This window comes from Halomonas sp. KM072 (assembly GCF_050710315.1).
In the GTDB taxonomy this organism is placed as follows: domain Bacteria; phylum Pseudomonadota; class Gammaproteobacteria; order Pseudomonadales; family Halomonadaceae; genus Vreelandella; species Vreelandella hamiltonii.
Window position 1 is genome coordinate 1,353,072 of record NZ_CP136132.1, and the last position, 25,494, is coordinate 1,378,565.

The window sequence follows — 25,494 nt, forward strand, 5'->3', positions numbered from 1 at the left end:
TCGTCGTCAGAGCAAGGTCATGCGCCTTGCTCTCCCGGTCATGCTGGGCATGCTGTCTCAGAGTGTGCTCAACCTGGTGGATGCCGCGCTGGTGGGCCACTTGGGGGAGGAGGCTCTGGCGGGCGTGGGGCTGGGTGGCTACGCCATGTTCATGATGACGGCACTGGTGTTCGGCCTCTCGTCAAGCGTGCAATCCCAGACCGCGCACGCTTTCGGAGAAGGCCGCACCGCGCCCACGGCCTTGCAGGCCGGGCTGCTCATCAGCCTGGGGATAGGGGTTCCCTTGACCGCCTTGGCGTGGTGGCAAGCCCCCGGGTGGATACAGCTGATCGCTCCCGCCGATGATGTCTCGCAGGTAGCCGTCGACTACTTTCGCTGGCGAGTGCTGTCGCTTGCGGTGATCGCCATGACCCTCTGCCTGAGGGGCTACTGGAACGGGCTTCAGCACACCCACCTGTATTTGCGTATTGTCGTGGCGGTGCATCTGGTCAACGTGCTGCTCAGCGCAGGGCTGATTTACGGGTTGGCAGGTTTGCCTGCGCTGGGCACCAACGGCGCGGCCATGGGCACCAGCCTTTCACTGCTGCTGGGCCTGCTGGCCTGGGCCTGGGTAACGCTGCGGGCGCGCATCACGTGGCAGCCCTTGCCGTTGGCGGCCCTACTGCAAACCGTCCGGCTGGCCTTCCCCCACTCCCTTCAACAGCTCTGGTTTGCCGCGGGCTATGTGGTGCTGTTCTGGCTGCTGGGGCGGTTGGGTACCTCCAGCGTGGCGGTAGGCCATGTGCTGGTGAACCTCTCTCTGCTGCTGATTCTGCCTGGCGTAGGTATTGGCGTGGCTGCCATGAGCCTGGTGGGCGAAGCCCTGGGGCGTGACGATCAGCGCGAGGCACATCGCTGGGGGCTGGACGCCCTTCGCGTCGCGGCCATGATGTTGAGTATACTGGCGCTCCCCATGCTGCTGTTTCCCGCGCAGATTCTGGGGATCTTTTTTACAGATCCGGCGCTGCTCGAACTTGGGACACTGCCGCTACGCATTACCGCTGTGATGATCGTGCTGGATGCGGCTGCCCTGGTGCTGGCCCAGGCGTTGATGGGAGCGGGCGCACAACGTACCGTGATGCTGTTGACGCTGGGCATGCAGTGGCTGGTATTTCTGCCCTTGGCCTGGTGGGTCGGCATTGTCATGGGCTACGGGCTGGTCGGCGTATGGCTGAGCCAGCTATGCTACCGGCTGCTCAATTCCGGCAGTTTTTTATGGGTATGGCAGCGGCGACGCTGGCTGGCCCACGGCCTCAAGGCGAATGCCTGAGCGCAAACGCATTAATAGCATTTAACGATAAAAAGATAATTATATATTCTTTTGTAGAATATGACGCCCGCGTTAAGGTGGCGGCACAATACCGTCCGTCCCGACGTGACCATTTCGCTTTTAGCAGGATCGTGCCACATGTACCGTTATGATATTCACGACCAGACGCTGGTCGATGAGCGCGTCGCTCAGTTCCGCGACCAGATGGAACGCTACCGCGCAGGGCGTTTGGGAGAAGAAGAGTTCCGCCCCCTGCGGTTGCAGAACGGGCTCTACATTCAAAAGCATGCCCCGATGCTGCGCATTGCCATTCCCTACGGCATGCTGGCGGGCTATCAGCTGCGCGCGCTGGCGGAGATCACCCGTCGCTACGACCGCGGCTATGGCCACTTCACCACGCGCCAGAACCTTCAACTGAACTGGCCCGCCCTGGAAGACGTGCCGGACATCCTGGCAGAACTGGCCAAGGTGCAGATGCACGCCATCCAGACCAGTGGCAACTGTATCCGTAATACCACCAGCGACCAGTTTGCGGGTATCGCCAACGATGAAGTTGAAGACCCGCGCCCTTGGTGCGAGCTGATTCGCCAATGGTCGACGCTGCACCCCGAATTCGCTTACCTGCCGCGTAAGTTCAAGATCGCCGTCACCGGCGCCGCTCAGGACCGTGCAGCCATTCAAGTGCATGATATTGGGCTGCGCCTGTGGCGCAACGATGAAGGTGAGCTGCGCATTTCGGTACTGGCAGGCGGTGGCCTGGGGCGTACGCCGATGATTGGTGACGTGGTCCGCCATGACCTGCCCTGGCAGCACCTGCTGACCTACCTGGAAGCCTGCGTGCGGGTATACAACCAGTTTGGCCGCCGCGACAACAAGTTCAAGGCGCGCATCAAGATCCTGGTCAAGGCGCTGGGTATCGAAGAGTTCCGTCGCCGCGTCGATGAAGAGTGGGCCCACCTGAAGGATGGCTCGCAAACGCTGAACCAGGCCGCCGTGGATGCCGCCAAGGTGCACTTCCCGGAGCCCGAGCGCCGCCCTGTCAGCGAGAGCGCCATCGACGCCTACGAACAGCTGCGCGGTGAAAACCGCAGTTTTGCGCGTTTCGTCACCAACAACGTGACCGACCACAAAGTGCCGGGCTACAAGGCCGTGACGCTTTCGCTCAAGCGCCGTGAGCACGCGCCTGGCGACGTGACCGCCGACCAGATGGACGCCGTTGCCGACCTGGCAGACCGTTACAGCTTCGGTGAAGTACGTGTTACCCATGAGCAGAACCTGGTGCTTTCGGACGTGCCCGTCGACGAGATCGAAGCACTCTGGAACGAGCTGGACGCGCTGGGCATGGCCAACCCCACGGTAGGCACGCTCAACGACATCATCTGCTGCCCCGGCGGTGATTACTGTGGCCTTGCCAATGCGGTGTCGATCCCCATCGCCCAGGCGCTCCAGGAACGTTTCGAGGACCTCGACTTCCTTTACGACCTGGGGCCGCTGGACCTGAACATCTCCGGCTGCATGAACGCCTGTGGCCACCACCACGTTGGCCATATCGGCATTCTGGGCGTCGACAAGAAAGGCGAAGAGTATTACCAGATCTCGATTGGCGGTAACGCCACCGATGATGCTTCGTTAGGCAAGATTCTCGGCCCCTCCTTCTTCCGCGAAGACGTGCCGGGTGTGGTCGAGAAAGTGCTGGAAGTGTACGTGGCCGAGCGCCACGAAGACGAGCGCTTCCTGGATACCTACCGTCGCATTGGCCTGAAACCCTTCAAGGAGCGTGTTTATGCCCAGCAATGACACTCAAGCCGAAGCGCTGTCACAGGCACCGGTGCACGTGGATCACCTGATCGAAGAGGGTGAATTGGCCGCAGAGAATGCCTGGTGCGTTTCCTACGATGCCGACGCGCTGCCCGAGCAGCGACCTGCGTTCGTGCCGCTGGCGCTCTGGCTGGCAAACAAGGAAGATGCGGAACTGGCCCCCCTGCTGGCCAGTGATACCGAGCTGAACGCCGAGCTGGCCAGCACGCTCGATAAAGCACCTGCCGTTGCCGTCGATTTCCCTGCCTTTACCGATGGCCGTGGTTACACCATTGCCCGCCTGCTGCGGGAGCGTTACGGCTTCACGGGGGAAATTCGTGCAGTGGGTGACGTGCTGGTCGACCAGCTCGATTACATGCGCCGCTGCGGGTTTTCGACCATGGCCCTGCGGGATGATCAGCACCCAGAAGACGCCCTGCGTGCCCTCAACGCCTTCAGCGTTCGCTACCAGACGGACGTCGAAGAGCGTCAGGCGCTGTTCGAGAAGCGTTTGACCGCTAGCCACTAGGCGCGGCCATCCGTTAAAAAAACGCCGACCGGGGCAGTCCCGGTCGGCGTTTTTGCGTTCAGCCTCGCCGTTTCTGCTGGCGCTCTCGATTGTGGGCTTTGGCGCGATCGCTCTTGCGCAGCATCACCCAGGTGGCGCCCAACCCGCCCTCCGACGGCTGGGCGGAGACATACGCCTGCACTTCGTCGAACTGGGTCAACCACTTGGCGATATATGAGCGTAATACGTTGGCTGGGCTATCCAGCTCGCGGCCACGGCCATGCACGATCAGCACCGAGCGCAAGTCGTGGGCATAGGCCTCCTGAATAAACGGAAACAGCATGCGCCGACACTCCGCCAAAGGTCTGCGCAGCAGGTGAAGCTGAGCTTGAACGCTGTAACCGCCGTGCTTCAACTTATCGACCACGCCTTGCTGGGCCCCCTCGCGGCGAAACTCGATGGGGTCGAAAGGAGGCAGCAGATCGACAAAATCATCGGATAGAAAATTGCGCTCATCGAAGCGCTGAGCGGCGCTCTCACGTCTGGCCAGCTGCGCCTCGGAGGGCGTTTGACGCCGAGGGCCTGTATCGGCACGGTTTCGCTTGGCCAACGGCGTTACCTCGCCGACCAGCGAACGGAAATCCAACTCATCCCGAAGTGACTGACTCATATCAGGCTCCTTTCGTCAGCTATCAAAGTGCCACGCTATCTTCTACCATCGTAGCAAACCCCGCGATATTGCTTAAGACTTGTCTTGTTTCGTCACGCCGTTCAAGCTGAGAGATTTGCAACCTGAGGAGTCATGCCCATGGTTTGGGTCAAACGCGGGCTGTGGCTCATAGCGCTACTGCTGATCGGCATGGCCGGGTGGCTGTGGCTGACCATGCTGAGCCCCTGGTTTTATGAACGCCCCGATACCGTGGCCGAGATCGAACCGCGCACGCATCAGGTGTTCGTCTACGGCACGCTGCGCTACTGGCCGGTGCGCTGGGTGGTCATGGGTGCGTCCGGCAATCCAAGCGAAGCACGGCTACCGGGCTTCGAACGCCGGGGCCTCGACTTGTCGCCCAACCCGGCGGCCCACGTGGAGGGGCAGCTGTTGACCGTGACGGCAGATCAGTTGGAAAGGCTGGACCGCTACGAACGGCTGGGAGTGCGCTATAACCGCATCAAACAGCCGCTGGCCAACGGGCAGCAGGCCTGGGTATACGTGCGCTTGCCAACCCTCGGGCAGCGTTGGCTTGCCCCTCCTGTCGACCTGGCCGCTCTGGTAACATACCCACATCTTTGACGACGCCGCCAACCCCAGGCAGCGTCCTTACCTACTTCAGGCCCCTTCAGGAGCGACCATGAGCAGCGATGCTACCCCTTATGTATTGATTCTCTACTACTCTCGCTCAGGCGCGACGGCAGAGATGGCACGACAGCTGGCCGCAGGCGTGGAAAGCGTGGCAGGCATCGAAGCGCGCCTGCGCACGGTGCCGCCAGTATCGACCACCTGCGAGGCCGTCGACCCCGAGATTCCGCAAGAAGGCGCGGTTTACGCCACGCTGGACGATGTACGCCACTGCAGCGCGCTGGCATTGGGCAGCCCGACCCGCTTTGGCAACATGGCCGCCCCTTTGAAGTACTTCCTGGACAGCACCAGCAACCTCTGGATGAATGGTGCACTGATCGATAAACCCGCCTGTGCCTTCACCTCGACCTCCAGCCTTCACGGTGGCCAGGAGAGCACGCTGCTGAGCATGCTGGTGCCCCTGCTGCACCATGGCATGGTGTACGCAGGCGTACCCTACAGCGAAACCGAGCTGCTGAGCACCCAAACCGGCGGAACCCCCTACGGGGCGAGCCACGTGGCTGGGGCTCGCAGTGACCGTCCGGTGGATGCCGACGAACGTGCGCTGTGCCGAGCACAAGGTAAGCGCATTGCCCGGCTGGCCCTGGCACTCGAAGCAATGCGCTGCAAGGAGGCATCATGAGGCAGTGGCTGGATGGTCTGGAACAGCGCCATGGGCTGGATACGTTGACCCGTTACTCTCGCCAACTGGTACTGGGGAGTTTCGCGCTACTGCTGCTGTTGGTCATCTATCGCGGGTTTTTCATTCAAGGGGACGACTTCAACTGGCGGCCGGTGGTGGCATTCATTCTGCCGCTGATACTGTTTCTGCCCTCGATCATTGGCCAGCGTGCACGCGGCCATGCCTGGTTGGCCTTCGTCAGTCTGCTCTATTTCACCCAAGGGGTCATGCTGGCCACGCTGCCAGGGCAAGGTCTACGCGGCGTGCTGGAAGCCATCGTGGCACTGGCGCTATTCACCGGCTGCATGGGCTACGCGCGTTTCCGTAGCCGTCAGCAGCACCTGAAAGGCTGATCTTACGCAAACCACAGCCAACCACTGATACCCGCCGCCACCAGCAGCGCGCCGACGGCACACAGCCGCTGGGTAGCCGCCGAGTGAACGGCGGGTGCTTCATCCACGGGCGGCCGGGCAAAGCGTTTTACGCCAGTGACCATGGCGGCCATCAGCCCTTCCCCCTTGGCACCATGCAGCGCCACCCCGGCCACATGCACGCCGATCAATATCAACAGCAAATCACTGTTCAGGGCGTGCAGCCTGGCGAGATCGCGGCTCAGGTCACGTTCGACCCAGCCGTTCAGCGGCCCCTGAAAAAAGATGTCGTCACTCAGGAACAGGCCACTGAGGGCTTGAAATCCCAGACTCAACAGCAGCAGCACGACCATCCAGCCGCCCAACGGGTTGTGGCTGGCATAGCGAGGCTCCTGGCGCTTCATCAGCGCGCGGACATAGTCGGTGGTACGCGTCGGTGAGTAGAGAAAGGTCGAGAAACGAGCGTAGCGGCTGCCCACTAGGCCCCACAGTACGCGGAAGACGACCAGTCCCAGAATCACGTAGCCCGCCTGCGCATGCACCTCGATGGGAAACAGAAACGGCGCTCCGTCGGTTTTGGTCGTGTAAAAGGCCAGGGCGACGGCGACCAGCAAGGCCAAGTGGCACAGCCGTATCAGCACATCCCACACTGCAATGTGTCTTGTCTGCTTCTGCATTCCCCGTTCCTCTGTCATGGTGCTGGCAAGGTGTCTCATTATCCACGTTGGTATCACAGTCACAAGCGTCGGCATCGGAGCGAGCCATGATCAATGCTTGAGCTTTACGCACAGACCAGCGAACATAACCTGCATACAACTGATGAAAGCAAGGGAGATCCGCTCATGACACGTAACATTGCCGATGTCAGGCGCGACTATGAAGGTGGACGTCTGGAAGAGGCTGCCGCCCCCAGCGACCCGTTTGTGCTGTTCGATGAGTGGTTCAGCCTTGCCCTGGAACAGGAAGGCCAGGATGGCAACGCCATGACCCTGGCCACGGTAGACAGCCAGGGGCGCCCCCATGCCCGCGTGGTACTGCTCAAGGGCTTCGATGCCCAGGGCATGGTGTTTTTTACCAACTACCACAGCCACAAAGGCAGCGAGCTCAACAACGTGCCTTACGCGGCACTCACCTTCTGGTGGCCGTCGCTGTCACGGCAGGTGCGTATCGAAGGGCCTGTCCAGCAGGTTCCGGCGGCAGAGTCAGACGAGTATTTTGCCAGCCGTCCTCGCGGCAGCCAGCTGGGCGCCTGGATCGCCACCCAGAGCGTGGTGATTCCTGACCGCAACTGGATCGAGGAGCGTCAGAAGCGCTTCGAGCAGGCGTATGAGGGCCAGACGATTCCGCGCCCGATTCACTGGGGAGGTTACCGGGTCAATCCTGAAATGATTGAATTCTGGCAAGGGCAGCCAAGCCGCCTGCACGACCGCCTGCGCTACGAGCGCCGCGACGCTGGCGAGTGGAGCCGCTTCCGCCTGGCGCCCTGACATGGCATTCCATGTCACCTTGCCTGAGGAAGCCGCTCCTCAGGCAGTACCCGCCTTTAATCCGGTAAACTCTCCAGGCGATGGCGCTGCCATTCGCTATCCGGCTCGTTGAGCCTCAGCACCGCATCGATCACCTGCTCCTCCATGTTATAGCGGCAGCGGAACCCCAAATGCTTCATCAGCGCCCGCATGGGGTGGTTGTCCACCATGATCTTGCCGATCATTTCCAGGGTGCCGATGCTGGTGCAGTAATCGATCATTTTCTTCATCAGCAGGCTACCGATCCCCAAGCCCTGCAAATCATCGCGAATGATGATCGAAAACTCGGTGCGAATATTGTCGGGGTCGTTCCACACCCGCACCACTCCCAGCATCTCCTTGCTGCCATCGTCGTGCTGATGCTCGGCAATAAAGGCCATCTGCCGATCATAGTTGATGTGCGAGAGAATCGAGAGGTCACGCTGTGTCAGGCTGGACTTGTTGTGGAAATAGCGAAAACGGATGCTCTCTTCCGACAGCTGCCGGTGAAAGGCGGTGATCAGCGGCGCATCTTCTGCCCGAATTGGCCGTATTTCCACCTGCCAACCGTTTTTCAGGGAGACCCATTCCCGCAGCTCTTCCGGGTACGGCATGATGGCGAACCGCGCGGGAGTGCCCAAATCCATGGCAAAATCCACCGCCAGCATGCCGTCACGGTTGAGCAACAGCGGGTTGAGCTCCAGGCCGCGCAGATCGGTCAGGTCGGAGGCCATCTGTGACAGCTTGACCAGCAGTTGGCAGAGCCGCTGGATGTCCCGCTCGGGGTCGGCAGAGTGTTCACGGATCAGCGAGGCAGCATGGGTGCGGCCAACCACATCCGAGGCCAGGCTCATGTTCAGCGGTGGCAGCGCCACCTGCCGGTCCGCCAGCACGTTGACCTTGTAGCCCCCAATGCCAAACACGATCAGCGGGCCGAACACCGGGTCTCGGGTGATGCCGGCACATATCTGCATGGAGTGCTTGCCCCGCTGCATGGGCTGAAGGCAGTACTCACGCACGCTGTGCTCGGGAAATTTCTCGCGGACCTTGTCTCCCAATTGGCGCACGCCATCGGCCACCTGCTGAGCGCTTTCGAGGTCCTGCAGCAGGCCTGCCGAAATCTTGTGGGGATGCTTTCGATAACGATAAGGCCGACAGTTGCCGTCGTGAATCACTTTCAACGCCTTGGGGCCCGGGAAGCGCTCTGCTACCTGCAAGGCTTCTTCCGGCGACTGAAGGTAGGCACTTTCTGCCGTGGGGATGCCGTAGGCTTCCAGTACCTGGGCGGTTTCCGAGTGGGTCAGCGTTTGCCGCCCCTGCTCCTTGGCGTGTTTGATCAGGGCGCGGCACTCGGCGCGAATCGCCGGGCTGGTGGAAAACGGTAGACTGGGTGGAATTTCATGCAGCAGCGCCTGCACCCGCTGATAGTCGACCATGTGCATGAAAGCCTTGACCGCTTTTTCCGGTGACGTATAGGTAGGAATCCCCGCCAGATTACAGACATGGCGGGCGTTGAGAGCCTCCTTGAGCCCCATCCAACTGGTCAGCAGGTTGCGCTTGAAGGATTTGCGGTGATCGATCAGCGCCTGGGCAGTGGTCACCGAAGGTGCAAGCCGAGTGGGGGCGTGAACCACCAGTACCGCATCGACATTGGGGTCTGCAGTGACGATTTGCAGCGCCTCGACGAAGCGCTCCGGTGTGGCGTTGCCCCCCAGGTCTACCGGGTTTTCCCCCGGCTTGCTCATGTCGACCTGGCTCTTGTGCAGAGCCGCCTGGGTGTCGGCGTCGAACTCGGCCAGCGTTCCTCCGGCACTGATCAGCTTGTCGATGGCCAGCATGGCAGGGCCCAGGCCGTTGGACACGATGGCCAGGCGGTCTCCCCGCAGTGGCTTCATGCGCGACAGCGTTTCCAACGCATCCAGCATCTCATCCGAATCATTCACTCGCACTACCCCTGCCCTGGCAAAGGCAGCATCGAACACCACGTCACGATTGGCGATACCTGGCGTAGGTGGCATGCCGGAAATATCCGATTGCGGGGTTCGGCCACTCTTGATCGCCACCACCAGTCGATTGCGCGAGGCATCCCGCACGGAGGTCATGAAGTGCTGGGCGTCGGTGACCCGTTCGAGGTGCAGCAGGATGGCCTGGGCCGGTGAGTACTGGTTCACGTAGTCGATCAAATCCGGCAGCAGCACATCGACGCTGTCACCCACGGTAATCAGATGGGAAAAGCCCACGTCCCGCCCCGCCGCCCAGTCAATCATCGCATTGGCCAGCATGCCGGACTGGCCCAGATACGCGACTCGCCCGGCCTTGATGGGTTGGCTGGCATAAGAAGCGTTGAGCTTTTTGCCAGGCACGATCAGGCCCATGCACTCCGGGCCCAGCACTCGGATGCCGGATTCCCGAGCGGCCTGCAGCATGCGTTGACGAATCGACCCCTTGTCGCCCTCCTCGCGGTCCAGATAGGCGCCGCCTGACAGCACCAGCGCGGCCTTGGCGCCGAACTTGCCCAGCTTGCGGATCAAACGAGGCACGCCCTCGATAGGCGAGCAGATGACACACAGGTCAGGGACTTCCGGCAGCTCGTCGACATTTCTGACGCATTTGACTCCAAACACGCTGTCGTAGCCCCTCAGGTTCACCGCCCATAGCGCACCTTTGAAGCCCGCCTCCTGCACGTTGCTCAACACGAGCCCACCCAGCGATTCAGGCTTTTCAGACGCTCCAAATACGGCAATGGAGCGAGGCTCGAAAAAATGGTGCAGAAAGCGTGTGCTCACGAAGGCATCTCCTCTGACATGGGTCCCTACTGTGTACGACTTATTGACACTGTCGCGCAAGCCCCCGGGGCGATTAAGGTGGCTTTACCGTCACCGGAGCACTTGCATGATTACCGCCTACCTTACCCACCCCCATTGCGTATTGCACCACATGGGGCCGGAACATCCCGAAAGCCCTGAGCGATTGGAAGCCATTCGTGCACGCCTGTCGCTGAGCGGATTGCTGCAACAAACCATGCAGGGGGATGCCAAGGAAGCGGATGATGAAGCGCTTGCGCGGGTGCACCCCCTGCGCCACCTGAAAGCGCTGGAAAAGTGCGTGCCCGATGAAGGTATCGTGACGCTGGACAGCGATACCATGATGAACCCGGAGAGCCTGAAAGCGGCCAGAGTGGCGGCCGGCGCGGTGATTCGTGGTGTCGATCAGGTTTACAAACGACAGGCAGACAACGTGTTTTGTGCGGTCCGCCCTCCTGGGCATCATGCGGAAGCTGCCGACGCCATGGGCTTCTGCTTCTACAACAACGTGGCGGTGGGCGCTGCCCATGCCCGCGCAAAATATGGCGCTCGGCGTATCGCCATACTCGATTTCGATGTCCATCAGTGCAACGGCACCATCGATATTTTCAAGAATGACCCCGATGTGCTGGTCTGTACCAGCTTCCAGTACCCCTTCTATCCATGGCGTTACCTGCGCAGCGAGTGGCAGAACGTAGTCAACACCCCGCTGGAGGCCGGTACCGACAGCGCGGCGTTTCGCAGCGCCATCGAACGCCAGTGGCTACCGGCGCTGCATGCGTTCAAACCAGACCTGGTGATGCTCTCGGCGGGGTTCGATGCTCACCGCGATGACCCCATGGGCGACCTATGCCTGGAGGACGAGGACTTTTACTGGGTGACGCACCTGGCCATGGAGATAGCGGCCCTGTATGCCGACAACCGAGTGGTGTCCGTGCTGGAAGGCGGCTATAACCTGACTTCATTGGCCAGTAGCAGTGAAGCACATCTAAAGGCCCTGCTGGGGTTACCTTTCACCGATACGCCCTAGGGCGCCACCGCGCCCCTTTTGCCTGTGGTACCATGCGGCTTTCGTTGACGTTCTCTCTCATTGACGCTCTCACTACGTGACCTTTATGACCGCGACTTCCGAAGAGCATGCCGCGCTGCGCATTGCCTCAGGGCGAAAACCTTTTGTCGAACCGCTGCGCCTGGGTGAGCGGTTGAAGCAGATTCGTCTGGCCAACCAGTGGACCCTTGAAGATGTGAGCCAACGTACCGGCATTGCCCGTTCGACGCTGTCCAAGATCGAAAATGATCAGGTTTCGCCTACGTTCGGGGTGGTTCAGAAGCTGATCAGCGGTTTGAATATCGACCTGCCTCAGCTGTTTACGCCGCCCAAGCGTGAGCGCTACACCATGGGGCGTCGCGATCTTACCCGCAAAGGCAAAGGGCAACTGCACCCCACCCCCACCTACGAACACGAGCTACTGGGGCATCAGTTGGCGCAAAAGCGCATGATCCCGTTCAAGACCATCGTGCGCGCCCGTAGCTTTGATGAATATCATCAGTGGGTACGTCACGATGGCGAAGAATTTTTGATGGTATTGCATGGCGATATCATGCTGTACACCGAGTTCTATGCTCCGCTGATACTGGCAGAGGGTGACAGCATCTATTTCGACAGCGACATGGGCCACGCGCTGGTGTCGACCAGCCAGGACGATGCCGTAGTGCTCTCGGTCTGTACGCGTGGAGATCTGGTATAGCGCCTGCCATGGCCAGCAGGCGCATACTCATAGGCAGTTGGTGGGCTTGGGCAAGCCGGCAATCCTCGCAATACGTTTCGGCGGGCTGCCAGGAAAGAGTGTCATCAGATAGATCGAGCGCCCTTTTTCTGCTCCCAGTGCTTGTGTGGTGGCCTTGACCAACGGGCGCATGGCAGGTGCCATCTCGTAACGGGCGTAGAAGTCTCGTACCACATGGATGATTTCCCAGTGTTCCGCCGTCAACGACATGCCTTCGTCGTTAGCCAGCCACTCCGCTACTTCTTCTGACCACTGGCTTTGCTCTACCAGGTAGCCTTCAGGGTCGAGTTGAATTGTTTTCTCTGAATCAAGATAACGGTATAAATCTTTATCGCTCATATCAATACCAGGTCAAGATCTGCGGGTGCTGTTCGGTCAAGCGGACAAACATCTGCATATCCGCCAACGACTTGTCAGATACATATCCACTCAACCCGCGGGCTATCACATCGTCATGCAGCGCCAGCATCTCCACGCCTTCCATGCGCCAGCCCTGCCAGGCATCGTGCAGCACGGCCTGAACGGCGTCTTCGATGAGCAGCACCGTGTCACCCGGGGAAACGACTGCCAGCATCTGGTGTGCGGCACTGTGCTCAGGTGGTTTATTGACTATATGCAGCATCGTATGTCGCCCATTAAAAGGTGAGTACCTGTTCATGACGTGCCAGCAGCGCAGGCAGCTCCGCTGCTGGCAAGCACTTGACCCCTTCCAGCAGGTGATCGGGCGTCAAGCTCAGCTCGTCCAGCGCTTCTTCGGTCACCCACAGGTCGTTGATGTCGTACATTTCCAGCATGTTCATCGTTGGCAGCGTCGCTTTCTGGCCCGGCGCGCCAGCACTCTGCTCCTTGAGCAGTGCAAACACCCCCTGCCCCATGAACAACAGACCCACCTCTTCACCAAATGCCGCCGCCACCAGGGCCACATCCAGCCCTTCACGCAAGGCGTTGGACGCATGGGGTCCATGACGAATGATCACCAGACGTTGAGAAGTGCTCATCAATGGCTCCTAGGCAAAGGTGATCAGGCGATCACACTGCTGCTGTAACGTTAAAAGCTGGCCAAGCCCGGTCAGCGAGAACGGAGCCTCCAGGTTGGCCACGCTCTTGCCATGGCGTTTCGCCTCGGACTCATCGAGCAAACCCCGGCGCAAGGCCGCTGCCACGCATACATCGAGCATCACGCCGTGGGTCTGGTGAAGGTCTATCCACGCCTCGCGCAGGTTGAGCTCATCCTGGGGCGGCATCATCAACGACGACGCATTGTGAACCCCATCGCGGTAGAAGAATACACCGGCAACCCGATGCCCATACGCAATGATCTGATGGGCAAAGCGCAGCGCTGAATGAGGAGCGGCACTTGAATACGGAGCGCCCATCACTAACAGGCCATACTGCATGGCTCACCTCTCGTTTTAGCGAAGCCAAAAAAACAGACCCTACTGGGTAGGGTCTGTTGGTACTTGCATGATGCTCTCATTCAGTGAGCATTCCTGCTACATCAATCGTTGCTCATGATGCCCAGAATGGACAGCAGGCTGATGAACAGGTTGTAGATCGATACGTAGAGAGTGACGGTCGCCAGAATGTAGTTGGTTTCGCCCGCACGATGAACGATCTCACTGGTTTGGTACAGGATTGCCGCCGAAGCGAACAGCACAAAGCCAGCGGACACCATCAAGGAAAGCGCCGGAATGTTGAAGATCAGCCCGGCTACCATGGCCAGCACCAACACGATCGCGCCCGCCAGCAGGAAGTTGCCCAGGAAGCTGAAATCTTTCTTGGTCGTCAGCGCAACGGCCGACAGACCAATGAACGTCAGCCCCGTCATGGCCAGCGCGTTCATGATCAGCGCGCCACCGTTGGGCAGTGTCAGGTAGGCCGAAATGATGGGGCCCAGCGTAAAGCCCATGAAACCGGTGAACGCGAAGGTTGCCAGCAGGCCCGCGGCTGAATTGGCAGTCTTGTGCACCAGGAACATCAGGCCGTAGGCGCCGATGAAGAACACGAAAATGTTCAGCTGCTGAATGCCCATGGCCACGGACACCCCTGCCATGACGGCAGAGAACAGTAGCGTCATCGCCAACAGCGCATAGGTGTTTCGCAGAACCTTGTTGGCACTGGCACCACTGACCGTGGTGGTCTGTGCTCTCGCCAGGTTGGAATCGTTAAAAGCCATTATCAGTGCTCCCTATATGGTCATACTCACAACGGACAAGAATGCCGTCCTCAGGTTCCAGACGCAAGTTTTTGTCTTTAAACGCAACGAGTGTCTTGCGTTGTCGCCTCGAGCGGCGATTCAACTATGCTGATATTTCCTAACGTATATTGGACACGACAATGCGCCACAAGATCCCTGTCATCATCTCTTCCGTAGGTTGTTTCGCTTTGGCGGCCACACGCTATGAGGTCACAGTGGCTGGCAGAGATGCTTTGATCAGCACCCAAAAAACGACGGCAGCTTTGAGAGCTGCCGTCGTTTTTTTATCCAGACACGGTCAACGAACAACGCTGCCCCTTACACGGACGATTCGCTATCGCCCTCTTCATCCCGATGCGGTGTCACCACGGTAGAAGCAGACTGGCGGGCATCCTGAGCGTTGTAGAGACGAGCATCGATCACGTTCAGTACCGCCAACTGGGCAAACAGTACAGCGAAGCAGATAATCAGACCTTTCAACATGGCGGTATTCCTTGGGGGCTAACAGCCTGTTATTAACCCGGCATCCAAATAGATATGCTATAATGCCGGCATGAACAGAGAAGATGCTCGCACACTCCATCCCGCCGCTCAGGAAGAAAAGCGAAAACTTGCGGTTCGCCTTTCCAAGCGTGGGATGAAGAACAAAGAGATCGCCAAGGAGGTTGGCGTTCACCCTCTCACCGTCGGCCGGTGGCTTACGAAATACCGTGAAGGCGGTCTAAAGGCCTTGCTCGCCCAGGTTCGTGGGCGAAGAGAGGGCTCTGGCCGCCAGCTCACCCCTGATGAAGAAAGTCGACTCCAGGCCATGTTGGTCGACAAGACACCTGACCAGTTGAAGCTTCAGTATGCCCTGTGGACACGCAAGGCCGTACAGGAGTTGATCAAGCTGGAAACCGGGAAGTGGGTGCCAATTCGCACCATTGGCGAATATCTGAAACGCTGGGGGTTCACTGTTCAGAAGCCCAAGAAGCAGGCCTATGAGCAGCGTCCAGCCGAAGTAAAGCGCTGGCTGGAGGAGGACTACCCAACCATTCATGCCCGAGCCAAGGCCGAAGATGCCGAGATTTACTGGGGCGATGAGACCGGGTTGCGTAGCGATAGCCAGCATGTGCGTGGCTACTCACCCCAAGGCGTCACCCCCGTCCTCCGGCTCAATGCGAGAAGAGCGACGATCAATCTCATTTCCGCCGTCACTAACCAGGGCAAGGTACGGTTCCGGTTTTTCGACGGCACCATGAATGCGCAAATTCTGATCGACTTCATGAAGCGCTTGATTCGTGATGCCAAGCGGAAGGTCTTCCTGATCCTGGACAACCTCAAGGTCCATCACGCCAAGATCGTCAAGGCCTGGCTGGCGGAGCATCGGGATGAGATTGAAGTGTTCTACCTTCCACCCTACTCGCCGGAATTGAACCCCGATGAGTATCTGAACTGCGACCTCAAAGCCGGCGTGCATAGCGGTACTCCGGCGCGCAGCAGAGACCAGCTGAAGAGGAAGGCGATGTCTCACCTTCGGAAGCTTCAGAAGCTCCCGAGGCGAGTCGCGAAATACTTCAAAGCCCCGTCAATTCGATACGCCGCATCATAGCTATTTTATTGCCGGGTTAATAGCATAATTTGGATGTTAGCCAAATGCTGAAAGAATGCAACGGCACCGAAAAAATAAAATGCCCCAGGCGCGTCAGAACTCTTCGGTATCGATATCCGCCTGCTGGGCATCGGTGTAACGGCTGCCTGCTACCGTCTCTGGGCCCATCATCTGGCGGAGGCTGACCAATACATCCGCATCGAGGCGAAGGTTCTCTGCCGCCAGGTTCTCACGCATGTGCTGGGTAGAACAGCTGCCCGGTATCGGTACGACGTTCTCCCCCTGTGCACAGACCCAGGCCAGCGCCAACTGGGCAGGCGTCCACCCTTGGCGTGCGGCCAGCGCTTTGACATCAGCCAGTGCTTGTACGTTCTGCACCAGGTTATCGCCCGTGAAGCGTGGCATGTTGGCCCGCATGTCGCCCTGAGGGAACGTTGTATGCGTGTCCATTGTGCCCGTCAGGAAGCCTCTACCCAGGGGGCTGAAGGCTACCAACGCCACCCCAAGCGCTTCACAGACCTGTTTGAGGGCAATTTCGGGGTTGCGGGTCCACAGCGAATACTCGCACTGAACGGCCGCAATGGGGTACTCGGCATGAGCCCTGCGTAACGTCGCTGCTGACATCTCCGATAGCCCCACCGCGCCCAGCTTGCCCTCCTCTACCAGGCGCCCCAGCGCGCCCACACTCTCTTCGATCGGCACCTCACGGTCAAGGCGATGCAAATAGTAGATATCGAGATGATCGGTTTTCAGGCGCGCCAAGCTCTCTTCACACTGCCTGCGCAAGGTAGCGGGACGACCGTCGATCACCCGCTGGCCGCGCTCCATGTCCATGGCCATTCCGCCTTTACTGGCCAGCAGCAGCGCGTGACGTTTGTTGGCCAGGGCGCTCCCCAGCAGCCGCTCGTTGGCCGTACCGCCATACAGCGTGGCGGTATCGAAATGGCGATATCCCATCTCGAAGGCTTCTTCCAGGGCACGGATGGCCTCGGCGTCCGATACGCGTTGGCCATACCCATGGGACAGGTTCATGCAGCCCAGGCCAATGCGGGGAGACCCGACCTCGTTCAACCGCTTCAGAAATGCAGACATGAATAACCTCGACTTGCCTATTCAAGTGATCAAAACACGGCGCCGTGTACGGCTATTTGTGCAGCGAGCCAGTGTGGCACGCGGTGTTCGAGATAATAGCGTGGCCGCCATGGCGTGCCTTCGATAAATCCCACATGGCCCCCCTGTGCATGCAGCTCCAGCATGACGCAAGACGCCCACTCACCGCTCGGCGGCACGCTATGAGGATAAACGAAAGGGTCATCCGACGAATGAATCACCAGCGTGGGTCTTGCGATGCTGCCAATGAAGTAAGCACTGCTACAACGCCGATAATACTCGGCCGCACTGGCAAACCCATGCAAAGGCGCCGTCACGCGACCATCGAAGTCCCAGAAGGTGCGCATTCCCTCCAGACTTTGCAAAGCGCTCAAACGCGCCAACTCTTCCGTGCGGCCCTGGGCTTCGAACGCGTGACTGTTGCCCTTCAGGCCCATACCCATCCAGGTCGATGAAATCCCCATCCTGCAGGGTCAGGCGTTCACGGTGACGCGACAGGGCCACACGGCGACGTAACAGCAGGCTATAAACAGTTTGAAGATGGCCATTGACCAGCCAGCGGGACGGCTGAAACACAGGCAGGGCTCCTGTTACACGCTCAAGTAGCCGATAAGCTTAACAAACTTTCGGCAACCGTTGCCGAGATGCGCTAGGGTTAACGTACCCATCATGACCAAGGAGAGGATTATGGAACGTTTTGCCGTCTACCGTGCAGTAAAGGAAGGTGCCGAAATCGACGACCAGCCAGAGTGGTGGGTGGTCGACACGAGAGATGAAAACGAACGCGATGGCGAGCTGGTTCGCCACCGAGGCGCCACCAAGCCCGAAGCCGACGATGTGGCCAATACTCTCAACGAACAAACACACGACGAGCAGCCATAAGGCTACTCGTCAACATCGACCTTGCGCAGGTCTTCTACGGCCACGCCTTCCGGCAAATCGTCGAGCTGAGCAGCCAGCCACACGGGCGACAGGTCACTATCCTCTCGCCCATCGTCATGACGATGCCCCGGTATTCGATAGACCACCCGCTCTCGGCGATGGTCCCAGGCAAACACTTTATCCATGGTGCGCTCCTGCGCAAGTGATACCTCCATCCCCGCCTTGGCGGGTTTTGATGCGTCATGTCAGGCGCTTTCTCAAGGCCTTTCCCACAGCATGTCACCGGTGGGGCCATCCAGGCGCAGAACCTCGATACTCAGCTGCGCATCGTCGCTGATCGACGGATTCCCCCATGCCCCAGTGCTATCCGGGGCCAGGCTCCACTCCAGCGTTTCACCGGGCTCGATGCCCCCGGAAATGGTATAGAAGAAGGTTTCATCCACCCAAGGCGTCGACCGCCCCGGGCTTTGCAGTACGCCTCGAAAATGGGCCTGTGCCACCGGTTCGCCCGTGTTGTTGGTAACTCGAAGTTCGATCACCGGCGTGCTGCCAGCCCCCCCTTCATCGTTTAACCGATACTCGGCACTTTCCACCACGAACCGGCTCAGCATTTCTTGAGCAATGGGCTCTTCCAGCTCATGGCCTTCCTTGTCTTTCTCGGGCAAGTCCCCTGCCAGGGCCAGCACTTGCGGCCCACTCAACCCGTGCAAACTGCGCCGGGCCTCGGTCGCGAGGGCTTCCAGCTCGTCATCACGCAGTTCACTGAGCTGAACGATGGTCAGCCCCTGCTGGGAACGGCGCATCAGCAGCGTATTCACGGCCTCGTCGAAGCGTTCAGCCTCGCTGTCATCCAGTGAAGCACGAATTTCATCGAGGGATCGGTCAAAATATCGGGGGTTGGAAGCGTCGATGGTCGGGTCTGCAAAAGCAACGCCCGCCATGGCCATCGTCATCGCTACCGCTAATATCCGTTTCATAGAGTCACCATCCTGTTGGTTGATTTAACAACATAAGCTATCTGGTGGCGCTTTGGAAATAGCCTTCGAGGGCGGATTGATCACTAGGAACTCCCCTTCGGGCCAGTGGCAGCAGTGCTGTCCGCCAGTGATCGGGAAGGTGCATCGCTACGTGGGTGGCTTCGGTCTGCTTTTCCAGAAGGCTATACAACCGCCGCGGCCAGGATGTTCCAGGATTGATTACCACCATCAGGTGGCCAAGCATCACGAAATGGTTATAGATGTAACGGCCCTGTTCACCGGGTGTTTCTGGATGCAAGAGAAGCGGCATCCTACGGATGTGGGGATATTTTTTCGAGAAGCGACGGTTCCATAAGCGTGCATGATGGGCACACACATTACGTAGCTGACTGAGGTTATGAAAAATGCCTTGGGCTATTTCGATGGTCGGTAGATCAAGCTGCTGAATCACTACCTTTTTAATTTCTGTAGGCATGGTGAGTTCAAGCCACTGCGATAGCGCTCCAAATGTCAGTGTTTCCGCCATGATCCAGATAGGGGGCAATCCAGCCCCACGATACTTCTGGCGATAATGTTTTACAAACGCCTCTTCATTGTCTTGTAGATCGTTGGCTGCTCTGGCCACCTGCTTGGCGTGTTTGTAAGGACAATGAAAGTACTGAGCATCCAAATACGCATGCGGTCCTTTTTGAAGAGCAAATGCATTCACCCATAACGAGCGCAGGGAGACTTCCACCCGCTCCAAGGCTTCAAGACAAATCAGACGTAACTCACGGTCAAATATATAATGCTGGAGCACATCATCAAACGAGGTACCTGCAACGAAACGGTGGGTACGCCCAACGTCAGCGAGCGCATTAGGCTCTTCAAAAGGCAACCAGTAAGCGCTTAAGCGGTAATAGCCAATATGCGTGAGGTAATGCTCGGCACGAGCGGTATCTGGCACATTCATGCCCCGCTTGCGGAGTAGCGACACTTGCTGCTCAATAGGGATAGGAGGCTTGTCATAGTACATTTTGGAAGCCCCAAAATAGTAACCCCCCGGTTTGAGCATCACCGCAGCGCGCTGCAGGATAGGCTTGGGGGGTGTTGTTGAAATCTATTATAGGCATGTTGCTCATCAGCAGCAAGATAAACCCCGCGTTGACAGGTACTGGTTAATCGACAAGGCCCACCTGATACATATCCATGGTATCAAGCAGGCAGGCGCCCTGACGATAGCGTCCCTTTAAGTAGCGCTGGCAACGAATACAGATGGAGATAAATACATTCTCGGCCAAATCACACGCATAAAAAAAGCCCCTGACGAATCAGGAGCTTTTTCAAATAAGTGGCGGAGGGACAGGGATTCGAACCCTGGATAGGCTATTAACCTATGCCGGTTTTCAAGACCGGTGCATTCAACCGCTCTGCCATCCCTCCGGCTTATGGGTGCGTATAATAACAGCTTTCCCTTGGAAGTCAACGCCTTTTGAATCAATTAGTAGAGTCTTAAGCCTACTCGGGTAATGTCGCCGCCTTCCATCTCGCTGACCACCCAGTGAATGCCGTGCCAGTCCACGTCGTCCCCCACCACCGGGTGGCCGCCTACCCGCAGGGAGACGAACTCGGCCAGGGTCATCTCCTGCTCGCCGGGGCTCAGGGTCAGGCCGTAGGCCTGGGCGATGTCTTGCATCTGAGCGGTGCCGTCCAGGGTAAAGGTACCGAAGAACGCCCGCTCCTGCTTGAGCTTGGCATCGCCATTGAACAAGCGATTCAGGGCCACCAGGTCTTCACTGCGACCAATCACGCAGATCACATCCCCCAGCTTCAATCGGGTGCTGCCTTTGGGGTGGAGCATGACGTGGTTGCGAAACAGCGACGAGATCAAGGCGCCGGAGGGAAACCGCAGCAGCCGGATAGGCACATCGTCCAGGTCCTGGTTTTCCACCGTGTAGACGAACATTTCAAAATCGTTTTCCGGCAGGATGCCCAACGGGCCGCGCCGATTGGGCGTGGTGCCCACAGGCACCTGCACCTTCAACCAGCGGGCCACCAGATTGAGCGAACCGCCTTGAATCAGCAACGACATCAGCACCACCGCGAAGGCCACGTTGAAGTAGAGAGAAGCATTTTCGACGCCGCCAATGACCGGGAAAATGGCCAGCACGATAGGCACGGCACCCCGCAAGCCAACCCAGGCAATAAAGAAGGTCTCGCGCCAGCGGAACTTGAAAAACGGCTTGATGGTTATCAGCACCGCCAGCGGGCGGGCAATAAAGATCAAGGCCAATGCCACCAGACTGGCCGGAAGCGCTACTTCCCAGAGCTGGCTGGGCGCGACCAGCAGGCCCAGCACCAGGAACAGACCGATCTGGCTTAACCAGGCAAGCCCGTCGTGCACCGGCAGAATGAAGTTGAGGTGCCTGCCCGGCTGATTGCCGATCATCAGCCCAGCCAGGTAAATGGCCAGGAAGCCACTGCCGCCCAGCACGCTGGTAAGGCCAAAGACACTGAACCCCAGGGCAAGCGCCAGCATGGAGTAGAGGCCAGGCGCCAGGTCCAGCCAGCGCAACAACTTGGCGCTGCCCCAGCCGCCCGCCACGCCCACCAGCAGGCCGATGCCGAACTGAGAAACGAAAAACAGCAGCGTCTCGCTGATGCCACCAATATCCCCCACCAGCATCTCGACCAGCATCAGCGTCAGGAAAATCGCCATCGGGTCGTTGGTGCCTGACTCGATCTCCAGCGTTGCCCCAACCCGCTCGTTCAGGTTCACTCCACGACCACTGAGCATCGAGAACACGGCCGCCGCATCGGTGGAGCCGACGATGGCCCCCACCAGTAGCCCTTGGATCAAGGTGAGGTCGAAGACCCACATGGCAATCACGCCAACGATGGCGCTGGTGATGAACACCCCAAGCGTTGCCAGCGAAAGGGCTGGACGAAACCCCACGCGAAACGTCTTGAGTCGTGTACGTAACCCACCATCCAGCAGAATCATGGCCAGCGCTAGGTGGCCGATGGTGAAGGCCATGGAGTAGTCATCGAACTCGAGACCCAATAAGCCCTCCTCCCCGGCAAGCATACCCAAACCCAGGAAGATCAGCAGCAGCGGCACGCCCATCATGGAAGACAAGCGGCTCGCCAGGATGCTGAGCGCCATGAGGGTACCGCCTACCAGAAAGAAGGTATAAATTGCGTCCATGAGTCTCCGTCTCTACATCAATGCCGTTCTATTATTGCATGCCCAGGCTGATTTTACTGAGCGAGTTGGCCAGATTGCCCCAGGGCTAGCCAGAGACTTCTCCTGACAGCTAAACTCCGCCGTCGTACCTTCTGGAGTTCAGGTTATGTTGAACGCATTCTTGCGTGCCCGTTCCATCCTTACCCTAGTCTTAGCGTTTTTTTTATTATTTTCAATTTCAGCCACTTACGCAAATGATACGGAAACACCCGACACACCCTTGCAGCTGGAGAGCGACCTGGTGCTGCCTGAAGGGTTGTGGCACAGCGCTCCCCAACCCGAAGTAGAAGCGGCTACCGTCGAAAGCGACGAGCCTGAGACATCTGCCCCGGAACAAGCGTCCAGTGAAGACGATGCTCCCAGTATGGCGCTGGTGCCACCGCCGCCTCTGGACCCACCGCCCATGAAGCGTCTGAACCTGATGCTGGATTGGTACCTGAGCCCCCAGCATGCTCCCCTGATCGTTGCCAAGGAGCGCGGTCTGTTTGCGCTGCAAGGCTTGGAGGTGGAACTACAGACGCCTGCAGACCCGACCATCGCCATCAAACTGTTGGCGGCTGGAGAAGTGGATCTGGCGCTGTCGCGCCAGCCGCTGCTACACCTGAATGTGCATGATGGTGCCCCCATCGTGCGGATTGCCACGCTGGTCGAAACTCCGTTGAATGCCGTGGTCGTGGCAGGCACCGCCACTTCGCCCGACCCCCTCCAGGGATTGGGCAGAGTCCACTATGGCTTCTCGACCCGCGAAGGGCGCGACCTGCTGGCGGAACCGCTGGTGCCCCTGTCCCTGCGGCAAATCGATGAATTTTCGCCCGCCGAAAACGTCCACTTCGATGCGGCCGGCGCCCTGCGCGAGGGGCGCGTCGACGCCATTGCCGACGGCTTTTATCTGACCCTGCCGGAAGAGCTGGCCTCAGACGGTATCGTCACCCACACGGTGCGTTATCAAGCGCTCGACATTCCCCGTCATGATGGCCTGATTCTGCTGGCCAACAGCGATTCTGTCGCGCGGCGGGCAGCCACCTGGTCGCGTCTCGTGACGGCCCTGGAAGAGGCCAGCAACTGGATCGTCGACCACCCCGACGAGGCCTGGCAACTGATGATCAACACTCAGCCAGTGCTCGACAACTCGGTCAACCAGGGCGCCTGGGCAAATATCGTGCGCCGCCTGGCGCTGAGCCCGGCCGCCCTGGATGAGCGTCGTTACAGCGCCTTCGAACGTTACTTGCTGGCCTCCGGCACGATAGACGCCACGCTGCCTGCCTCGCGGCTGGCACTCAATCCGCATACCTTGGCCGAGCCATAAGCGCGCCCAGGCGGGAGCCGCATGAACGATACGCCACTGATTTTCATCGACATAGAAACCACCGGCACACGCGCTACCCGTGACCGCATCACGGAAATTGCCGCCTTGAAAATCAACGGCGGTCACGTCGTGGAGCGCTGGGTCAGCCTGATTCAGCCCACAACGGGAGTACCGGCCCATATCAGCCGACTGACAGGAGATGCACCGACCTGGCAGACGGCGTTGGCTGACGAGCAGCGTCACCGCAGCCTGCCCGCACACCTTCCCAGCGAGCAGCTGGCGGGCCTGCAGATCAGCGCCTGGCCGTGGCCGGGCCGTATCATTCTCCGCGAGCAGAGCCGCCCAACGGGCCCGGCGGCCTATCACTTGATCGATCACTGGTGCTATCTGGGCAGCGCCCCATCGCGGCAGGCTGCGATGGCGTTGAAAACACCTGCCGGGCAGTTCGATATGGATACCTACCGCATTCTCAACCGCTTCATCCGCGACGCCGATCAGCACGGGCTGTCGATCGAGCCGCTGGATTGAGTGGGCCAGCGTCAGGAGTGCGCCGCAATAAAAGCGTCGACCCCCTGTTGAAACGCTTCGGGCTGGTCGGCATGCAGCCAATGCCCAGCATTCTTCAGCGTCACCAGGCGGGCCCGTGGCAGCACTTCGCGTAGCCTGGGCAGCATCTCATCCGTCACGTAGTGAGAGTTGGCTCCACGCAGCACCAGCGCTGGCCCCTCATAGGCAGCCTCTCCTTCCGGCTCACCTATGATGTGCTCATAGCCACGCTGAATCTCGTCCAGCCCCACGCGAATGCTCATCCCCCCCTGCTCGTCTCGTACCAGGTTGGTGGCCAGGAACAGTCGCGTGGGACGCTCGCTGACATGCTCCGCCAATAGCGCATCGGCTTCTCGGCGGTTTGCAGGCTTGGCGTCTCTGACGCGATTCAGCGCCGCGAACACATCGTCATGACCATGCTGGTAGGCCACCGGAGCGATATCGGCCACCATCAGCGACAGGCAGCGCTCGGGGGCTTGCCGAGCCAGCGTCATGGCCACTTTTCCGCCCATGGAGTGGCCAAGAATATGCGCGTCCTCGATGGAGAGCTTGTTCATTACGGCCAGCACGTCATCACTCATGGCGGTGTAGCGCATGCCTTCGGCATGGGGCGAGCGGCCATGATTACGCAGATCCACCGCCACCACCCGGCGCTTGCGCTGCCACACCTTGAGATGCGAGCGCCAGTTGTCGGCACTTCCCAACAATCCATGAATGACGATCAGCGGCGCTTGCTGAGGTGCTTCCACCTCGGCGGGCAGATCGATCACGTGCAGGTCGACAGTGGCCTGTTCGGTCATGGGGGCTCCTTTGATGATTAAGCGGTGCGTGGTTCGACATCTGCCTGGCCGGTCCATACCACCAGCCTGCGCGTCAGCCACGCCAGCAATAAGCCGTACAGCGGCAGGAAGAACAGCAGGCTGATCGCAAGTTTGATGACGTAGTCCACCGTGGCAATTTCCACCCAGTGGGCGGCCATGAACGGATCGGGGCTGTTGTAAAAGGCGGTCGCAAAAAAGGCAAAGGTATCCGCCAGGTTACCCAGGATGGTGGAGCAGACCGGCGCTACCCACCAGGCCCATTGGCGCAGTCGGTCAAAGACCTGCACATCCAGCAATTGGCCCAGCACGTAGGCCAGGAAACTGGCCAAGGCAATCCGCGCCACGAACAGGTTCCACTCGCCCAGCGCTTCCAGGCCCGCGAAACTGCCACGGGGAAACACCACCGACACCACATAGGATACCAGCAGCGCGGGAAGCATGACCCGTAATACGATAGTGCGTGCAGGCCCTTTACCAAACAGGCGCACGGTCAGGTCGGTAGCCAGAAAGATGAACGGAAAGCTGAAGGCTCCCCAGGTGGTGTGAAAGCCGAACAGCGTAAAGGGAAGCTGCACCAGATAGTTACTGGCGGCAATGATAGCAATATGGAAAAGGACCATTACCGTCAGGCAACGGCGATGCTGAAGATCGGTGAGCGCAAACATGGAGCGAGACCTTTTTTTGGTGGCAAGAGGGGTTAGGGAACCCTCGTGAACAGCGTAATAACGCTACTGGGGCG

General features: G+C 59.3%; 30 protein-coding genes and 1 tRNA gene. 13 read left to right on the plus strand and 18 right to left on the minus strand.

Translation table 11 applies throughout. The features are described from left to right. Positions 1-19 precede the first annotated feature (19 nt). From RVM26_RS06345 to RVM26_RS06355, 3 genes are all read left to right on the plus strand, one after another. Positions 20-1,309, plus strand: a complete 1,290-nt coding sequence (locus tag RVM26_RS06345) for an MATE family efflux transporter (protein ID WP_498941429.1) — start codon at positions 20-22, stop codon at positions 1,307-1,309. Between the two features lie 138 nt (positions 1,310-1,447). Then, positions 1,448-3,106 carry a nitrite/sulfite reductase gene (locus RVM26_RS06350; RefSeq protein WP_498941430.1) on the plus strand — a complete coding sequence of 553 codons (1,659 nt, stop codon included), beginning with the start codon at positions 1,448-1,450 and terminating at the stop codon, positions 3,104-3,106. Next, positions 3,093-3,635: a DUF934 domain-containing protein gene (locus tag RVM26_RS06355; RefSeq protein ID WP_498941431.1), complete on the plus strand. Its 543-nt coding sequence runs from the start codon at positions 3,093-3,095 to the stop codon at positions 3,633-3,635. Before RVM26_RS06350 ends, RVM26_RS06355 begins: the two co-directional genes overlap by 14 nt. Positions 3,636-3,693: 58 nt before the next feature. Here the strand turns inward: RVM26_RS06355 and smrA are convergent, their stop codons facing one another. Next, positions 3,694-4,284 (minus strand): Smr/MutS family protein, encoded by a 591-nt coding sequence (gene smrA, locus RVM26_RS06360; protein ID WP_498941432.1) that lies wholly within the window; start codon positions 4,282-4,284, stop codon positions 3,694-3,696. Positions 4,285-4,422: 138 nt separating this feature from the next. Between smrA and RVM26_RS06365 the strand changes: the two genes are divergently transcribed. Genes RVM26_RS06365 through RVM26_RS06375 form a run of 3 tightly spaced genes read left to right on the plus strand, consistent with a single transcriptional unit; the run spans position 4,423 to position 5,985 of the window. After that, complete coding sequence (locus RVM26_RS06365; RefSeq protein WP_498941433.1) at positions 4,423-4,905, plus strand: gamma-glutamylcyclotransferase family protein; 483 nt, start codon at positions 4,423-4,425, stop codon at positions 4,903-4,905. A 58-nt stretch (positions 4,906-4,963) separates the two neighbouring features. After that, on the plus strand, positions 4,964-5,593 hold the full coding sequence (gene wrbA, locus RVM26_RS06370; RefSeq protein ID WP_498941434.1) for an NADPH-dependent FMN reductase family protein: 630 nt from the start codon (positions 4,964-4,966) through the stop codon (positions 5,591-5,593). Continuing rightward, positions 5,590-5,985: a DUF2069 domain-containing protein gene (locus RVM26_RS06375; RefSeq protein WP_039177918.1), complete on the plus strand. Its 396-nt coding sequence runs from the start codon at positions 5,590-5,592 to the stop codon at positions 5,983-5,985. The genes wrbA and RVM26_RS06375 overlap by 4 nt, the downstream gene beginning before the upstream one ends. 2 nt (positions 5,986-5,987) lie before the next feature. Here the strand turns inward: RVM26_RS06375 and RVM26_RS06380 are convergent, their stop codons facing one another. Beyond that, positions 5,988-6,680: a cytochrome b/b6 domain-containing protein gene (locus RVM26_RS06380; RefSeq protein WP_498941435.1), complete on the minus strand. Its 693-nt coding sequence runs from the start codon at positions 6,678-6,680 to the stop codon at positions 5,988-5,990. 165 nt (positions 6,681-6,845) lie between these two features. Between RVM26_RS06380 and pdxH the strand changes: the two genes are divergently transcribed. Then, a complete protein-coding gene (pdxH, locus tag RVM26_RS06385) occupies positions 6,846-7,490 on the plus strand; it encodes a pyridoxamine 5'-phosphate oxidase (RefSeq protein ID WP_081193347.1) in 645 nt (214 codons plus the stop codon). 56 nt (positions 7,491-7,546) lie between these two features. Here the strand turns inward: pdxH and RVM26_RS06390 are convergent, their stop codons facing one another. Continuing rightward, the gene (locus tag RVM26_RS06390; RefSeq protein ID WP_498941436.1) at positions 7,547-10,294 is read right to left on the minus strand and encodes a bifunctional acetate--CoA ligase family protein/GNAT family N-acetyltransferase; all 2,748 of its coding nucleotides are present in this window, start codon (positions 10,292-10,294) and stop codon (positions 7,547-7,549) included. A 106-nt stretch (positions 10,295-10,400) separates the two neighbouring features. Between RVM26_RS06390 and RVM26_RS06395 the strand changes: the two genes are divergently transcribed. Both RVM26_RS06395 and RVM26_RS06400 read left to right on the plus strand, forming a co-directional pair. After that, positions 10,401-11,342 (plus strand): histone deacetylase family protein, encoded by a 942-nt coding sequence (locus RVM26_RS06395; protein WP_287805289.1) that lies wholly within the window; start codon positions 10,401-10,403, stop codon positions 11,340-11,342. An 85-nt stretch (positions 11,343-11,427) separates the two neighbouring features. Continuing rightward, the gene (locus tag RVM26_RS06400) at positions 11,428-12,060 is read left to right on the plus strand and encodes a helix-turn-helix domain-containing protein (RefSeq protein ID WP_287805287.1); all 633 of its coding nucleotides are present in this window, start codon (positions 11,428-11,430) and stop codon (positions 12,058-12,060) included. 27 nt (positions 12,061-12,087) lie between these two features. On the opposite strand, the gene RVM26_RS06405 is transcribed toward RVM26_RS06400, so the two are convergent. The 6 genes from RVM26_RS06405 to RVM26_RS06430 form a co-directional block, all read right to left on the minus strand. Beyond that, positions 12,088-12,438, minus strand: coding sequence for a TusE/DsrC/DsvC family sulfur relay protein (locus RVM26_RS06405; RefSeq protein ID WP_287805284.1), 351 nt, complete (start codon positions 12,436-12,438; stop codon positions 12,088-12,090). Position 12,439: 1 nt separating this feature from the next. After that, positions 12,440-12,721 (minus strand): sulfurtransferase complex subunit TusB, encoded by a 282-nt coding sequence (tusB, locus tag RVM26_RS06410; protein ID WP_287805282.1) that lies wholly within the window; start codon positions 12,719-12,721, stop codon positions 12,440-12,442. Between the two features lie 13 nt (positions 12,722-12,734). Then, positions 12,735-13,097 carry a sulfurtransferase complex subunit TusC gene (gene tusC / locus RVM26_RS06415; RefSeq protein WP_287805279.1) on the minus strand — a complete coding sequence of 121 codons (363 nt, stop codon included), beginning with the start codon at positions 13,095-13,097 and terminating at the stop codon, positions 12,735-12,737. Between the two features lie 9 nt (positions 13,098-13,106). Further along, complete coding sequence (gene tusD / locus RVM26_RS06420) at positions 13,107-13,496, minus strand: sulfurtransferase complex subunit TusD (protein WP_498941437.1); 390 nt, start codon at positions 13,494-13,496, stop codon at positions 13,107-13,109. A gap of 101 nt (positions 13,497-13,597) precedes the next feature. Then, positions 13,598-14,275, minus strand: a complete 678-nt coding sequence (locus RVM26_RS06425) for a Bax inhibitor-1/YccA family protein (RefSeq protein WP_039177898.1) — start codon at positions 14,273-14,275, stop codon at positions 13,598-13,600. Positions 14,276-14,614: 339 nt separating this feature from the next. Continuing rightward, entirely contained in the window at positions 14,615-14,779 is a 165-nt protein-coding gene (locus RVM26_RS06430; protein WP_016913867.1) for a hypothetical protein, read from the minus strand. A gap of 70 nt (positions 14,780-14,849) precedes the next feature. Here RVM26_RS06430 and RVM26_RS06435 point away from each other — a divergent pair, with 70 nt between their 5' ends. After that, complete coding sequence (locus RVM26_RS06435) at positions 14,850-15,887, plus strand: IS630 family transposase (RefSeq protein ID WP_498940534.1); 1,038 nt, start codon at positions 14,850-14,852, stop codon at positions 15,885-15,887. Positions 15,888-15,980: 93 nt separating this feature from the next. Here RVM26_RS06435 and RVM26_RS06440 read toward each other — a convergent pair whose 3' ends face one another. Both RVM26_RS06440 and RVM26_RS06445 read right to left on the minus strand, forming a co-directional pair. After that, entirely contained in the window at positions 15,981-16,979 is a 999-nt protein-coding gene (locus RVM26_RS06440; RefSeq protein ID WP_498941438.1) for an aldo-keto reductase family protein, read from the minus strand. A gap of 29 nt (positions 16,980-17,008) precedes the next feature. After that, positions 17,009-17,461: an alpha/beta fold hydrolase family protein gene (locus tag RVM26_RS06445; RefSeq protein WP_498941439.1), complete on the minus strand. Its 453-nt coding sequence runs from the start codon at positions 17,459-17,461 to the stop codon at positions 17,009-17,011. A gap of 223 nt (positions 17,462-17,684) precedes the next feature. Between RVM26_RS06445 and RVM26_RS06450 the strand changes: the two genes are divergently transcribed. Then, on the plus strand, positions 17,685-17,879 hold the full coding sequence (locus RVM26_RS06450; RefSeq protein ID WP_016913870.1) for a hypothetical protein: 195 nt from the start codon (positions 17,685-17,687) through the stop codon (positions 17,877-17,879). Between the two features lie 2 nt (positions 17,880-17,881). On the opposite strand, the gene RVM26_RS06455 is transcribed toward RVM26_RS06450, so the two are convergent. From RVM26_RS06455 to RVM26_RS06475, 5 genes are all read right to left on the minus strand, one after another. Then, complete coding sequence (locus RVM26_RS06455; protein ID WP_498941440.1) at positions 17,882-18,064, minus strand: hypothetical protein; 183 nt, start codon at positions 18,062-18,064, stop codon at positions 17,882-17,884. Between the two features lie 72 nt (positions 18,065-18,136). Next, the gene (locus RVM26_RS06460) at positions 18,137-18,856 is read right to left on the minus strand and encodes a DUF6694 family lipoprotein (protein ID WP_152607577.1); all 720 of its coding nucleotides are present in this window, start codon (positions 18,854-18,856) and stop codon (positions 18,137-18,139) included. Between the two features lie 37 nt (positions 18,857-18,893). Continuing rightward, positions 18,894-19,871 (minus strand): Abi family protein, encoded by a 978-nt coding sequence (locus RVM26_RS06465; RefSeq protein WP_498941441.1) that lies wholly within the window; start codon positions 19,869-19,871, stop codon positions 18,894-18,896. A 316-nt stretch (positions 19,872-20,187) separates the two neighbouring features. Continuing rightward, positions 20,188-20,278, minus strand: a tRNA-Ser gene (locus RVM26_RS06470). Between the two features lie 58 nt (positions 20,279-20,336). Beyond that, positions 20,337-22,043 carry a potassium/proton antiporter gene (locus RVM26_RS06475; protein ID WP_096922970.1) on the minus strand — a complete coding sequence of 569 codons (1,707 nt, stop codon included), beginning with the start codon at positions 22,041-22,043 and terminating at the stop codon, positions 20,337-20,339. 259 nt (positions 22,044-22,302) lie between these two features. Between RVM26_RS06475 and RVM26_RS06480 the strand changes: the two genes are divergently transcribed. Continuing rightward, positions 22,303-23,388 (plus strand): type 2 periplasmic-binding domain-containing protein, encoded by a 1,086-nt coding sequence (locus RVM26_RS06480; RefSeq protein WP_498941442.1) that lies wholly within the window; start codon positions 22,303-22,305, stop codon positions 23,386-23,388. Between the two features lie 21 nt (positions 23,389-23,409). Then, a complete protein-coding gene (locus RVM26_RS06485; RefSeq protein ID WP_498941443.1) occupies positions 23,410-23,916 on the plus strand; it encodes a 3'-5' exonuclease in 507 nt (168 codons plus the stop codon). Positions 23,917-23,927: 11 nt separating this feature from the next. Here the strand turns inward: RVM26_RS06485 and RVM26_RS06490 are convergent, their stop codons facing one another. Continuing rightward, on the minus strand, positions 23,928-24,734 hold the full coding sequence (locus tag RVM26_RS06490) for an alpha/beta fold hydrolase (protein WP_498941444.1): 807 nt from the start codon (positions 24,732-24,734) through the stop codon (positions 23,928-23,930). Positions 24,735-24,751: 17 nt separating this feature from the next. Continuing rightward, a complete protein-coding gene (locus tag RVM26_RS06495) occupies positions 24,752-25,420 on the minus strand; it encodes a 7-cyano-7-deazaguanine/7-aminomethyl-7-deazaguanine transporter (RefSeq protein WP_498941445.1) in 669 nt (222 codons plus the stop codon). Between the last annotated feature and the right edge of the window lie 74 nt (positions 25,421-25,494).